The organism is Celerinatantimonas diazotrophica (genome assembly GCF_004339545.1).
GTDB lineage: Bacteria > Pseudomonadota > Gammaproteobacteria > Enterobacterales > Celerinatantimonadaceae > Celerinatantimonas > Celerinatantimonas diazotrophica.
Map to the genome: position 1 here is coordinate 1 of NZ_SMGD01000013.1, position 14,030 is coordinate 14,030.

General features: G+C 42.8%; 14 protein-coding genes. 6 read left to right on the forward strand and 8 right to left on the reverse strand.

From position 1 onward, the window contains the following. The first annotated feature begins 360 nt into the window (after nt 1-360). Complete coding sequence (locus EV690_RS09140; RefSeq protein WP_131912713.1) at nt 361-945, forward strand: GNAT family N-acetyltransferase; 585 nt, start codon at nt 361-363, stop codon at nt 943-945. Between the two features lie 61 nt (nt 946-1,006). Here EV690_RS09140 and EV690_RS09145 read toward each other — a convergent pair whose 3' ends face one another. From EV690_RS09145 to EV690_RS09160, 4 genes are all read right to left on the reverse strand, one after another. Further along, nucleotides 1,007-1,651 (reverse strand): class I SAM-dependent methyltransferase, encoded by a 645-nt coding sequence (locus EV690_RS09145; protein ID WP_224055019.1) that lies wholly within the window; start codon nt 1,649-1,651, stop codon nt 1,007-1,009. A gap of 215 nt (nt 1,652-1,866) precedes the next feature. Then, on the reverse strand, nt 1,867-2,250 hold the full coding sequence (locus EV690_RS09150; protein ID WP_131912714.1) for a nuclear transport factor 2 family protein: 384 nt from the start codon (nt 2,248-2,250) through the stop codon (nt 1,867-1,869). Between the two features lie 33 nt (nt 2,251-2,283). Further along, nucleotides 2,284-3,168 (reverse strand): DUF72 domain-containing protein, encoded by an 885-nt coding sequence (locus EV690_RS09155; RefSeq protein WP_131913107.1) that lies wholly within the window; start codon nt 3,166-3,168, stop codon nt 2,284-2,286. Between the two features lie 227 nt (nt 3,169-3,395). Continuing rightward, a complete protein-coding gene (locus EV690_RS09160; RefSeq protein ID WP_131912715.1) occupies nt 3,396-3,971 on the reverse strand; it encodes a GNAT family N-acetyltransferase in 576 nt (191 codons plus the stop codon). Nucleotides 3,972-4,143: 172 nt separating this feature from the next. Between EV690_RS09160 and EV690_RS09165 the strand changes: the two genes are divergently transcribed. The 5 genes from EV690_RS09165 to EV690_RS09185 all read left to right on the forward strand — a co-directional run bounded on the left by EV690_RS09165 (nt 4,144) and on the right by EV690_RS09185 (nt 8,730). After that, nucleotides 4,144-5,406: a DEAD/DEAH box helicase gene (locus EV690_RS09165; RefSeq protein WP_131912716.1), complete on the forward strand. Its 1,263-nt coding sequence runs from the start codon at nt 4,144-4,146 to the stop codon at nt 5,404-5,406. Between the two features lie 217 nt (nt 5,407-5,623). After that, a complete protein-coding gene (locus EV690_RS09170; RefSeq protein ID WP_263433856.1) occupies nt 5,624-6,631 on the forward strand; it encodes an AI-2E family transporter in 1,008 nt (335 codons plus the stop codon). Then, the gene (locus EV690_RS09175) at nt 6,628-7,623 is read left to right on the forward strand and encodes an amidoligase family protein (protein WP_165872712.1); all 996 of its coding nucleotides are present in this window, start codon (nt 6,628-6,630) and stop codon (nt 7,621-7,623) included. Before EV690_RS09170 ends, EV690_RS09175 begins: the two co-directional genes overlap by 4 nt. Next, nucleotides 7,584-8,285 carry a gamma-glutamyl-gamma-aminobutyrate hydrolase family protein gene (locus EV690_RS09180; protein ID WP_131912719.1) on the forward strand — a complete coding sequence of 234 codons (702 nt, stop codon included), beginning with the start codon at nt 7,584-7,586 and terminating at the stop codon, nt 8,283-8,285. Before EV690_RS09175 ends, EV690_RS09180 begins: the two co-directional genes overlap by 40 nt. 7 nt (nt 8,286-8,292) lie before the next feature. Beyond that, nucleotides 8,293-8,730, forward strand: coding sequence for a YqaA family protein (locus EV690_RS09185; RefSeq protein ID WP_131912720.1), 438 nt, complete (start codon nt 8,293-8,295; stop codon nt 8,728-8,730). 37 nt (nt 8,731-8,767) lie between these two features. Here EV690_RS09185 and EV690_RS09190 read toward each other — a convergent pair whose 3' ends face one another. The 4 genes from EV690_RS09190 to EV690_RS18555 form a co-directional block, all read right to left on the reverse strand. Beyond that, nucleotides 8,768-10,072: an MFS transporter gene (locus EV690_RS09190; protein WP_131912721.1), complete on the reverse strand. Its 1,305-nt coding sequence runs from the start codon at nt 10,070-10,072 to the stop codon at nt 8,768-8,770. Nucleotides 10,073-10,162: 90 nt separating this feature from the next. Next, nucleotides 10,163-10,594 carry a hotdog fold thioesterase gene (locus EV690_RS09195; RefSeq protein WP_131912722.1) on the reverse strand — a complete coding sequence of 144 codons (432 nt, stop codon included), beginning with the start codon at nt 10,592-10,594 and terminating at the stop codon, nt 10,163-10,165. Then, nucleotides 10,595-13,636 (reverse strand): D-2-hydroxyglutarate dehydrogenase YdiJ, encoded by a 3,042-nt coding sequence (gene ydiJ / locus EV690_RS09200; protein ID WP_131912723.1) that lies wholly within the window; start codon nt 13,634-13,636, stop codon nt 10,595-10,597. It lies immediately after the preceding gene. Nucleotides 13,637-13,896: 260 nt separating this feature from the next. Beyond that, on the reverse strand, nt 13,897-14,025 hold the full coding sequence (locus tag EV690_RS18555) for a hypothetical protein (RefSeq protein ID WP_263433855.1): 129 nt from the start codon (nt 14,023-14,025) through the stop codon (nt 13,897-13,899). Nucleotides 14,026-14,030: the final 5 nt, after the last annotated feature.

A 14,030-nucleotide genomic window follows, 5' to 3' on the forward strand; every position in this document is an offset into this window, starting at 1 on the left:
TGGTATTGGTTCATGGTTTTACTTTTGGCGAAGCAAATTATAACCCTTTACCATGCCGTTCAAAAAACCACCACGAAAGATCAACAGTCCCTAGGGACGGTTGACCTTTTGTGATTAGTTTCGCAGAAATCTGAGAGGGATTTAGGCAAGGCAAACGTTGTGCCGTGTAGTAATTGGCCACAAAGAACGTTTAACGCTGGATAAATTCCTCTCAGATACTGCCCTTGGGGTTCATTTAAACGCATTTTGAACAAAATTCAACCACCAAAGATCAACAGTCCCTAGAGCAAACCCATTCATATTGCTGACATTTAAATGCTCTACCCTAGTCTTAATCTCAGTAACTGATTCAGTACTCATATGGATATAATCTCTAACCGACTGATTTTACGAAAACCCAATAGCAACGATCTATGTGACTTTTATCGTATTTATGCCGACCCGGCCACCAATGTTTTTAATCCTAAAGGGCCAATTGAGAATATTGAAATCGCACAAGACATACTGCAGCTGTGGATTTCTCAGTGGCAGCAAGATGGATTTGGCATGTGGGTGATTAGTCCCCGTGAGGATGAATTTAATATCTTAGGATTTGGTGGATTTACCCATCGGCAATTTGCCGGTCAACCTATTATTAATTTAGGATATCGGTTTGCAGTACAAGCTTGGGGCAATGGTTATGCAACTGAAGCCACGAAAGCTATGTTACAAGCGGGGTTTGACCAATGCCAGCTCCAACTCGTCAATGCTACCGTGCGAATTAACCATCGAGCATCACAAAAGGTATTGGAAAAATCAGGCTTTGTTTACAAAAAAACAGTTCAAGATCAACCCCATGTATTACCCGCTCATGTTTATCAATACAACATCTCAAAGTGGCGAGTTGAACGCTTAAATCATTACCGTAATCAGGCCATCCAGCACATTAATCATAATCAACTTTGATAAAATAAATAGCGTTCATAAAATTAACGAGTCAAAATCCTCATGACTCGTTTTACACAGGTTATGACTGTATTTGTTTACTACGACAGGTGAACACATAGGCAGGTGGCAAATTCGCCCAACTTCGCTCGATAAAAGTGATATCAAACCAAGTCGTAATTGTTTTAACCTTCATGAGGCTGTATTGGAATAATATAAATCGGCCATTCGGTGACAAGGCTTTATTTACTGTCGAAAGAATATTAGTTGAAACCTGAGCGGGTAAACTTGAGAAAGGGATCCCGGATACGATGTAATCAATGTGTTCAATTCCATACTTCATTTTATACAGATTGATTTTCTCACCAGAGTCATGAATAATTCGGACATTGTCTAAGTGTCCATAACGTTCGTTAAGCTGTTGCACAAATACTTCGTTCGTCTCAATCAGAATAATCTCACAATGATCCGAGCGTCGTTTGATCAATAAATCAGTAAAAACGCCAGTACCGGGACCAATTTCGACGATACAACGCGCACTATTAAAATCAATCTGTTCAACCATTTTACGAGCTAAAAAACGAGAGCTGGGAGCAATAGCACCCACTGTGCGCGGAGTTGAGAGAAATTGACGGGCAAAAAGAATCTTAGAATGGATAAAATTAATTTGGAAAAACGCACTCATCGGTGCCGTCAAGCGCCGAAACAATGATTGATTTTCTGGCATTACTCCCCCATAAAAACAAATAAAATATACATGACTAGCCTGATTAAAAGCTTACTGCCATTAAACCAATGCAGGAGCTATCTATAGTTGCCCACACATTTAACTAATCATCCCCGAAAGTATTAGACGTTGCAAGGCCCAAAAGTTCCCTTCAATAAGCACGATATGCAATATAAAGTCACTTTTTAAAGTCATATTGAACCCACGAACATATTTTATTGGCCATCTTCATGATGGAAATTAGCCGATGAACACAACGAAGCTTGATGGAAAACCATTTGCCAATTTTCGCCATTCCAGCGCCATAAACTGGTGCGTCGCGTATATTTAACAGGTCGGTTTGGCAGTTTAATCATGCATAAATAGATCAACTGATGAGTATCTTGAGAAATTTGGCGATGCTCCAACGCATGAATCTCCACATCCCAACTGTCCCCATAAACTTCCGACATGGTTTCTGCACGCTCTAAGCGTTCACCTTTCGCTGTAATTTCAACAAAATCATCAGCTAGAAGCGCATTGAATTGCTCCATACAATGACGAATCGCTGGACTAAGCAAAATTTTTTCCAAACTAATGAGCTGTTCACCAATGTTCATAATATATCTCCTGGTTAACTTACGAGCGATTCGCTAAAAAATATCGATTTGTTGAGCAGCCGGTGATTCAGGTAATTCTAAACTAGGTAATACGATGTTTGTTTCACGCTGATAAAAATCAGCCAACTGTTGATATAAATAAACCGCGAACTGCGGTGCTAATACGTTATCTGGCGTATGAATAAACAGATGAGGGTTTAATCCATTACTGAGCCAAATTGATAGTTTAGCTAACCAAGGCCGAAAAAACTGGTCATTGGCCGACATTTGCGGATGCGCGATAAAACGAATAATTGGCGTTTGGCCCGCCACAAGGACATGCACCGGAACATGCGGCTTTTTAGCGTGCGCCTCAACAACCGCGGCAGTTGTCGCAGGGGCAGCAAAAACAGCTCGGGTATCCATCATGATTCGCTCAACCTTTTGAGCCATTAATAACTGATTCAGCTGCTGCTCTGCGGAACCTTTGGTAAAAAATTGCGGATGACGGACCTCGACACCAAAGGTTCGATCTTTGGGTAACTGTGCCAAAAAAGATTCTAAATTAGGGAGTTGTTGCGGACCAAACTGCTTAGGTAATTGGATCATCCAAACACTGGTCTGCTCGGCTATTGGCGCCATCGTTGCAAAGAATTCACTTAACAATCCCTGACAATGACATAATTGCGCTTGGTGAGTGATGCTTTTTGGTAATTTAAACGTAAATCTAAATGATGGCCCAACAGCGCGACTCCAATTACGCACCGATTCAATCTTAGGAAGTGCATAAAAAGTGGTATTCCCTTCTACCGTTGAGAAGACCTTTGCGTAATCTTCCAGCCATTGCTCCCGTGGACCACAATAGAGACTCCCACGCCATTGTTCGTGTGACCACATTGCCATGCCTACTCGCAATATCCCGGTATCTGCCGATGTCATTTGTTTTTCAATCAAACCTTACCCTATTTTTCTTAAACCGTTGACCCAAAACCCAATCAGAATTGTCACTGCAAAACTAGCTAAAGTGTCAGCCATAATATATTCAGTTTTTGCCATAAGAATACCTTAATTTGTCTAAATCAAATGTAATGGCAATAGAGCGTTCCAACAATTCAATTGCCATTACCCCCTGCTCCCCGGATTTCAATATACATTCGCGCAACTTGTCATCGAGGAAAGACGCACTGAGGTTTTACTAGGGACTGTTGACCTTTTAATTCCCGCCATTCTTGGCGCAAAATACCGTATTTGACACTATCGTAATAATGCCCTTTGTAATAACGAACTTTGCGTAACCTTGCTTCTTGTTTCAGCCCAACTTTCTGAGCGCAACGCATCATGCCAGGATTCCCTGACCAGGTGGTCAATCCAACACGCTCAATAGCAAGCACTTGAAAAAGGTGCTCAATCCAAAGAGGCAACGCTTGACTGGCAATACCTCGCCCCCAATACTGAGAATCATAAATAATCACACCCATTTCTAGCCAACGAGTCTGTTCACATTCCCAATAAAAACTAACTGAACCAATCGGATTATCGTTCACACAAATCAACTGCATATCCTCACCGTTATACAGCCTGAGAAAAACGTTTTGTGCAAATTGTTCTAATGTCGGTTCCTGATATGGAAAATATGGGCCATTAAATTCAGTCCATAATGGATCTTTCGTCACTAATGCATGCAAAAATTCAAGTTCATCTAGTTTGGATTTACGAATAGAGATCGTATTTTCAGAGTTCAAAGTTTGCCTTCCCTCATTTGCTGACGAAGCTAGTTTAGTTTGAGCAGTTGCTAATTCCCATACTTCCAATGAGTTTTAAAGGGGCAGTATGACATTCCCCCTAGCTAATAAGCTGCTTTTAGTCTAGACTTGCGACTCATTTTGTCGTGTCTTTTATAACGTGTGAGTTGCTATGTCTTTTGCCGAACTAGGCTTATCTAAACCCATTACCGAATCCTTAAATGCGCTCGGTTATTCCAAGCCAACCCCTATTCAAGCCCAATCGGTTCCAGTGATTCTCAAAGGCAAAGATGTATTGGCAGCAGCACAAACAGGCACAGGTAAAACAGCTGCATTTGTATTACCGCTACTTGAGCGGTTACGTCAGCAAAAGCCATCACAAACTAAAGAAGTTAAGGTACTTATTGTTACCCCGACTCGAGAATTAGCCGCTCAAATTGATACCAATATCGATGCTTATGCCAAAAATTTACGCATCCGTCACCAAGTGATCTTTGGGGGAGTCAGTGCTAAAAGTCAAATCCGCCAGTTAATTCCTGGCTGTGAACTATTGACAGCAACACCGGGTCGATTACTGGACATGTGCTCGCAAGGAATGTTAGATCTATCTAAAGTGCAGACACTGGTACTTGATGAAGCAGACCGAATGTTGGATATGGGATTTATTCACGATATTCGTCGTCTGTTGAAACTACTGCCCAAAAAACGTCAAAATTTACTTTTTTCAGCAACCTTTGCAGGTGCAATTCGCCAACTAGCGCAATCACTTCTGGATCATCCTATTGAAATTACCGTGGATCGTGAGAATCAGACCGCTCGTAAAGTTGAACAATATTACACCTTAGTTGATAAAAACGATAAAACAGGGTTACTTAAACAATTAGTAACTGAAAACAAATGGCAACAAGTTTTAGTGTTTACTCGCACCAAACATGGCGCCAACCGTCTAACCCAACGTCTAGAACGGGCGAATATAAATGCGGCAGCCATTCATGGTAATAAAAGCCAGAATGCTCGAGTCAGTGCGCTCAACGGGTTTAAAGATGGTCGTATTGAAGTCCTTGTTGCAACTGATATCGCCGCGCGTGGGCTTGATATCAAACAACTCCCACAAATTGTCAATTTTGATTTGCCAAACATTCCTGAAGATTATGTCCACCGGATAGGTCGCACCGGGCGAGCAGGACAATCAGGAACTGCCTATTCACTGGTCAGTGAAGAACAACTATTGCTCTTAAACGACATTGAGAAATTCATTAAATCTCCCATTCATGAACTCAGTGTTGATGGCTTTAATGCGTCATTTAACCGTCAAAGCGCTCAACTGGCCCAAAAAACGCCAAAAACGCCAAAAACGCCAACCAGTCAACGACATGGAGCTCCGAGTCGCAATCGCCCTCGTAAGAATGCCTCATCAAAATCATCATCGAGATAAAATCTAAATGATTACCGCTTTTTGTTAATGGTTGTTTGTTAAAAAACAGCCCCTGGGAAACTGCCTATTTGGGCACTTTATCAAAATGCGGTATGATTTATAGTAAGTATGATTTAATGTCGAGGTAGGTATTACTCAGCCTATATCCAAAAATCAGCAGCCATTCTCCCAGTGGATAAATCGCTATCGCTGGTGTATTCCAGTTTTATGCTGTGTATTGGTGGTTGCATCACTCTCTCTAGCACGTTCATTTTTATTTCCCATTGTTGCTTCGTGCCTCTTAGCGCTGATGCTTTCTCCTCCAGTGCAGTTGCTAATACGTTGGCATGTTCCCAAGATCCTAGCCAGCCTCATTATGATCACTTTCAGTTCCAGTTTAGTGATCGGTGCCGGCTATTTGACCACACCCGCGATTACCCATTGGATCAAACAAGCACCAATCAGCTTAGTCAAAATGCTCGATGAAGAACAAGAACTCAAAGATACCATCAGCTCAATTAAGAAGACATCTAAGCAAGTATCTAATGCAGTAAGCCAGATCATTAGCCAGTCAGATACGCGTCGGCAAGTTCTCTATCAGCAGCAAGACTGGCTGAATAAGTTGCTGAACGAATTAAAAACCAGTATGACATTACTGCTGTTGATTATGACTCTCACGCTTTTTTTACTGGTCAGTGGCGATGGTCTTATTTTTAATTTAATACGGCTCAACCATAACCGTCTAACACGACGCCAATTGATTGCCCTTTGGCGACGACTGCCCGGTGAAGTTGGTCGTTATTTAGGTGCTGCATTTCTCACGAATCTGGTAACCGGACTGATCACTAGTTCGATACTCTGGTATTTAAATGTTCCAATGCCATGGGTCTGGCTGGTGCTCGTCACCTTTGCCCGGTTTATTCCATATATTGGGGTTGCCGCTGTTACTTTGCTTATTTTTGCAGTGGCACTGAGTGATTTTCACCATTTTTGGTTGGCTTTCACTCCAGCTGCTATCTTTTTAGTTTTAACCACAATTATCGGCATGTTTGTTGATCCGCTGGTCCACGGCATGCGACTTAAAGTTAATCCAATTGTCGTATTTGTCTCAGTTATCTTTTGGGGATGGTTGTGGGGAATCGTCGGCGCAATCATTGCGGTTCCTATGCTCACTGTGGCGTTAGTCGTATCACAAAGCATGGGGTGGCACACGCTTACTCGAATTGTTACAACGAGGTCATCATGAAAAGACTATTTTTTCAACCTGAGCAAACCACCACTAGTCAAGCACAACCCCGTCATGTCGGATTCGAGCTGGAATTTTCAGGGATTGATCTGAAAACCGCCGGCCGAGTGATGGCTGAAGCATTTAATGGCGAATTCTTGCTGATCTCAGAAGCGGAAGGAAAAGTCAAAACCAGTCTGGGTACATTTAAAATCGAAATTGACTGGCAGTTTGCTAAAACAACAGCTCGAGAACGCATTGCCCAACGAGCCCAAGAACTAGGAACGACCAAGGCCGATGATCCATTTATGGAATGGATGGCAAAACTGGCAACCATTGCAGTGCCCGTTGAAGTGGTTTGCCCACCTATTGCTTTCAATGAACTTGATAAGTTAGAACCAATGGTTGAAGCACTCCGCAATAATGGCGCTTTAGGCACTGGAAAATCATTAATCTACGCCTTTGGAGTGCACATTAATCCAGAACTCCCCAGCTACGATAGCGCGATGATTATCCGTTACATAAAAAGTTTCGTACTAGCACAACACTGGCTGGTTAAACGCCATAAAGTTGATCTCATTCGCCGAGTAACACCTTATATTAATCTTTATCCTGAGCCTTACAGCGAACTGGTCATTGGTTATCAAGGCGATGAACCCCTGTCACAGATTATCGACGATTATCTGGCTTTTAACCCAACACGCAACAGAGCATTAGATATGTTGCCTCTTTTCATGTACTTAGATGAATCACGGATTATTAGCAAGTTAAATGATCCTCTCGTGAATGCCCGACCAACATTGCATTATCGATTGCCGAATTGCGAGATTGAAAAGGCGGATTGGAGTTTGTCTCAAAGCTGGAATATCTGGTGCACTGTTGAAGCGATAGCCGCAAACCCGACCTTGCTGGCACAAATGAGTCAAGACTGGATTGCGGATGACCGCTTGGCTAATCGTTATTCGGAGAAAGTATGGCAAAAACTCGACCAAATCGACAAAAACCACTTATAGGCGTTACCGGCAATGCGAAGTACTGGTCACCCTCATGGTTTGCATTGTCGAGTATTCTGCGTTGCTGTGGCGCCCAAGCAAAACGGATTAGTATTCGCCATAGTGCGAACATCAATCGCCTGGATGCACTGATTATCAGTGGTGGGGATGATATTCACCCATCACTTTATGGCGAAGAGGAAATGCCTAAAGCCAAATACGATCAACCACGAGATGAACTTGAAATCCATTACATCCGTTACGCGTTGGAACAAAATTTACCGATGCTGGGGATTTGTCGCGGCTATCAATTATTAAACGTTGTCTGCGGTGGCTCACTCTATGACGATATCCGCCCCATGCGTCAAAAAACCTCAAACTTCAATACAATTTTGCCGCGGAAAACCGCATACTTGACCGAGCAAACCCAGCTTTTTCAACTTGTTAATCGACCTAAAATCCAAATCAACAGCCTCCACCACCAAGCAATTTATCAGGTAGCGCCCGAGTTTAAGGTTGCGGCAACTGATAAAGATGACTTTATTCAAGCCATTGAGCATATGAATCACCATACAATGCTAGGTGTGCAGTGGCACCCTGAATATCTGTTCTACCGACATAGCCAACGCCAACTATTTCATTGGCTCATCGCACAAGCGAAACTATACCGCCGACACCAATAGGACAATGATGCTTAGCTATCTTATTTTATTCGCTGCCTCTTTTCTGGCTGCAACTATCTTGCCGTTTTATTCAGAAATTTTTCTATATGCGATGCTCAATCAAGGACATAGCGCAGCATTACTCGTAATTGTTGCAGCCTTAGGTAACACGCTCGGCTCTGTCGTAAACTGGTATTTAGGTTTATATATCCTGCGTTTTAAAAACAGACGATGGTTTTATTTTAAAGACAAACAAATTGATAAAATGCAGCGCTGGTTTAATCGATATGGTCAGTGGAGCCTATTATTCGCTTGGCTTCCCGTCGGAGGCGATGCATTAACGTTGATTGCAGGGATCATGAAAGTTAACATAGTAAACTTTCTGATTTTGGTCGGAATTGGTAAAACAGTGCGTTACATTGGGGTTATCTATTTAGCCCATCTAACGCATGGATGGCTTACTTAAGCATGCACTCCGATAGGAGCACATGCCAGTAACACGCTTAAACTTCAGGCAACCTAGTCGCCAACAACGCACCTAAAAAACCCATCATCGCTAACACAGCTAAAATTCCAGCTAAGCCAATTAACGGTTGCAACAAACTAACAAAGCCAGTCAATAGTAAAATGACCCCAATGAGCGTATTACTCACTGAAACATAATCAGTTCGTTTATTTCCTTTACCCAGATTAACCAAATACGTTTTCCGCCCTAGCCTCACGCCCTGATGAGCAATAGTGAGCAAAAAATACGCTCCTGGGATAAACCAAGCACCATAGTGACCTATTAAGGCTGTGCCAACAGAGATAGCAATCACAGCCCCTAACAGCGCACTAACCAAGGAGGCAATAATCATGACTTTACGGCTCGATATATCTGCAAACCAGCCCCAAAAAGGACCCGAGATGAGTTCAGCAAGACCACCAGCAGCTAGAAAAAATGACAATTGCAATAATGTTGATTGCCCTTGTTGCTGAGCAATCGCCACATAATATGGAGCACTTAAGGCGGAACAAAGCATCAGCGCACGAGCTAGCACAAAATAGCCAAACGGCTTATCTTTAAAGATCAGTGACAACCGTTTAAACGCTAACCATAATCCATTACGACCCCCATCAACAGCGCCTGGTTGTTCTATAACGCGGCTATAAATTAGTGCACCGAACGCCCAGCAGGCGGCCGCCAATACAAAGGCTAAGGTATATACAGTTAAGCTATGTCGCTGGGCAATATCAAGACTAACGCCCACCGCGACCAAGACAGTCACTAACCCGGCACCACTAGTAGCAAAACCACTGATGCGACCTCGGCGCTTTTTCTCTACGGTCTTACCCAAAACATCTTTAAAAGCAACCGAGTTAAGCCCTCTTGACAAGCTGAAAATACTTAGGAATAAAATGATCAACCAGCCTGCTGTCATTGCGTGGCTAAAATGAATACATAGCGCCACGGCGATCATCGACAAACTCATCAATAGGCTGCCGACAACCCACACATTGTGTCGAACGGCCAACTTTCTGACAAAATTGGCGATAATAAGCTGAGGTAATAATGACCCCGATTCACGAATGGGTACAAGCCACCCTAAAAATACAGCCGGAACTCCTAATGACTGCATCACCCAAGGCAATGTGACTTTAGGGTTCATTAAGGCATCGCCACTTTTACTTAAAAATTGAGCAAGAAGGATTTTAAAGAAGTTGCCTGCCACAATTTGGCACTGTGAATCATCAATATCTTGGCAAGCTCTGGCATCCTCTTCACTGCCGATTTTTTCATACAGTGCTTGTGATACTTTCCCAGCCATGACCCCTCCTAAAAATAGCGATCGTATTTATACAGCAACAGACTAAAACAGGATGATAACTGCGCAGCCATGAACAAGCTGCGCGATACTTTACTTAGTATTACGAACAATAACACTATGACGGGCACTACAGATAAGTCGATCAGGGTGAGCTTGATCACGAATATCAATATGCCATAGCTGCAATAATCCGCCCAAACGAATCGGTGTGGCTTTAGCGACCACCTGACCAGATTTCATGGGCAGAAGATGGTTAGCACTAATATCAACGCCTAGGATATGACACCCTTGCGGACAAGCAAAAAAGCCTGCAATACTACCGACCGTCTCCGCTAAAGCAGCGCTAGCACCACCATGTAGCAACCCTACGGGTTGTCTTACGGCATTAGTCACTGGCATAGTTGCACATAGATAATCATCTCCAAACTCGCAAAAACGTGTCTGGGTAGCTTCAAGCATAGTACCTGGGATCAGTGCATTTAATCGCTCTAAACTGATCTCTTTTTGCCAAATCTGACTCACTTAAACTCCTTGGACAATATGTAACAAAGCCTGTACAGGATGTAATAATTTGACGCCTTCAAATCGTTTTACCTGACAACGACACGAATAGCCAGTTGCTAAGCACTGATCTTTAGGTAAAAATTCTAAAGTCTTCTGCCAGCTCATGGCATAAATTTCTTTTGATGTCTCTAACTGACTGGCATCATGACCATAAGTTCCGGCCATGCCACAGCATCCCACTGATTGGACTTCACAATTTGCGCCAAAATGAGTAAAAATTTTGGCCCAAATGCTATCAGAACCGGGCAGCAAGGCTTTTTCAGTACAATGGCCTAACAGATAAAATGGCGCATGGGAACTCTTCGGATAACTGTCAATGGCAGCTAAAATTTGAGAGAGCCACTCCTGAGCCAAGAGCACATTAAAATTGCCCCGCTCTTCTTTCAGTATCGTTTTATATTCGTCGCGATAACATAACACCATCGCCGGGTCGACACCGGCCATAGCAATACCAAGGCTTGCCACCTGGTTTAAAAATTCAGCACAACTACGCGCGGTTTTCTCAAATTGTGCTAAAAAGCCCTGAACATGCTGAGCTTTGCCGTTTGGTTTAAAAGGAACCAACACCGGATGATAACCTAACGCAGCCACCAGTTTCACAAAATCAGCCACAACATCTGCTTCATAAAAGCTGGTAAATGGGTCTTGTATAATGAGCAACGTTTTCGCTTTCTCGTCAATGCTGAGCCGTTTTAATGCCGCAAAGTCAAACTCAGTTTTGAGCGATTTAGGGATCCATTCGCGCAATGGTGGATAACTCAACTTAGGTAAACTAACCAGTCCAACCATTTGACGAGTCATGTTTTGCGCCATTTTCGATGACATAGTCCAGTTCATCAACCGTGGCATTCTGGCCATAACTGGCAGATAACTTTCAACATATCCAACTACATAATCTTTTAATGGCCGCAAATAGCGACTGTGGTAGAGGAATAAAAATCGGCTGCGAAATTGCGGAACATCCACTTGAATAGGACATCCAGTTGCACATGCTTTACAAGCGAGGCAAGTCTGCATTGCCGCCATTACTTCATGGCTAAAATCATATTCACCTTGCCGCTTTGCCATAGTGTGGCGAATTTTAGACAACCAGTGATCCGCTGGCTTTTTACCATTTAAAGCCTGTTGTTCAAGTTCAAATGGATCGATCCCCATCTGCGAAAACTGGCGCAACCATTCCCGCATTAATCCAGCTCGCCCTTTGGGAGAAAAACGCCGGTCATAACTGACCTTAAATGATGGACACATCGGTGAGCTCGTGTCGTAGTTAAAGCACAACCCATTGCCGTTACAATCCATCACGCTGTGAAAGCTATCCCGAATATTGACCGGAATTTGTCGATCAAGCGTCCCGCGTTTTACACTATCAACTGAAACCAGTGATGCATCACTATTTAACGGGGTACAAATTTTCCCAGGATTAAGTTGATTATGCGGATCAAAAGCAGCTTTAATCTTTCTCAGCTGCGTAAATAATTGTTCACCAAAAAACGTGGGACTATATTCAGAACGAAACCCTTTCCCATGTTCTCCCCACATCAACCCGCCGTATTTAGCAGTCAAGGCCACAACCTGATCAGAAATCGAGCGCATCACTTTTTCCTGTTCAGGATCGCATAAATCCAAAGCTGGACGCACATGTAATACCCCGGCATCAACATGACCGAACATGCCATATTGCAAATTATGTGAATCAAGCAGAGAACGAAACTCCATAATGTAATCAGCCAGATTATGCGGAGGAACACAAGTATCCTCAGTAAACGGAACTGGTTTTTGCCGTCCTTTGGTATTCCCCAACAAACCTACAGCCTTTTTTCGCATCGCATAGATTTGTTGAATGCTCGCTAAATCATCGCACAACTGATATCCCAAAATTGTTCCATCCTGTTGGGCTTGATCTAGTTGGGAGCATAGCGCGACAACTTTTTCATGTTGCGATTTATAATCATTGCCGGCAAATTCAACAATATTAATGCCATCCATCGGCTGGTCATTAACCTGTTTAAACAGATGGTGAACACTATGCCAAATAATATCTTCACGAGCCAAATTAAGCACTTTGGAGTCGATGGTTTCAACAGACAGAGCCTGCGCTTGAACTAATGCTGGAGCATGACGCAAAGCTGCTTCAAATGAGGCATATTTGATATTCACCAATGTGCGATATTGCGGAATAGGCGTCAGATCAAGTTTCGCTTCACAGATAAATGCCAAAGATCCTTCACTACCACACAGCAATCGAGTTAAATCGATTTCATCAAGTTCAGTATCATAAGCATGTTTAAGATCATAGCCAGTCAGAAACCGGTTCAATGGTGGGAATTTTTCATCAATTAGAGCCCGATTATCAACACAAACTTCAGTGGCCGTTTGCAGCATAATGTTACCACTGTGACGAGCCACGTTAGTTGCTATTGGGGCTGTAGTTAAGCGCTCACCATCCATTGTCACTGCGGTCAGTTCCAGAACATGATCACTCGTTTTGCCGTATTGCAGCGACCCTTGACCAGAAGCATCTGTATTGATCATACCCCCGAGTGTTGCGCGATTACTCGTTGATAAATCTGGAGCAAAAAACAAACCATGTTCTTTCAATAATTCGTTTAGTGCATCTTTAACCATTCCGGTTTGCACTTTAACCCAGCGCTGCTCAACATTTAATTCAATGAGCTGATTCATATGCCGTGATAAATCGACAACAATACCATCGGTGAGCGATTGGCCATTGGTTCCCGTCCCTCCACCGCGCGGAGTTAAAGATACAGCTTGCATTGCTGGGTCATTCGCCAAGCGTGTCGCAATCTGAATATCATCAATCGTTTTAGGAAAAATAACTGCCTGAGGCAAAAGCTGATACACCGAGTTATCAGTTGCCACAGCCAGACGACTCGAATAACGGGTTTCAATTTCACCGCGAAAGCCATTTTGTTTAAGCTGCTCAAGATAATTTTGATAATTTGCCGCCAAAGGAGGCGTTTCAGACAATCTAGGAATCATAATAAGTGTGCCGCAACGAGACAATTAGTGCTAAAAAGATGTTGTGTTAAACGTCTATAAACGTTTTATTTTTTGCTCAATGCACCGATATAACTTAAGTAAAAACAAGATAATAAATATATCAAAAGCTTTGGTAAAACTGAGTTATAGCGATGTAATAAGGTTTAGAAATCATCAGCTAACGATAATTTAATAAAATCAGTATACCATGAAAAAAGCCCCTGTCTTGCAAAGACAGGGGCAAAAACAAAAAGGGCAAATTAGCGGCGCAGCCGGCGTCGGCTATGGGTAAGCCGATGACGACGTTTAGCAGCACGCTTACGTTCATCTCTGTTGTGTTCTAAATAAAAGAACGCTTCATCATTGTCCGACTGATTCTTCCAAATCATCAGTT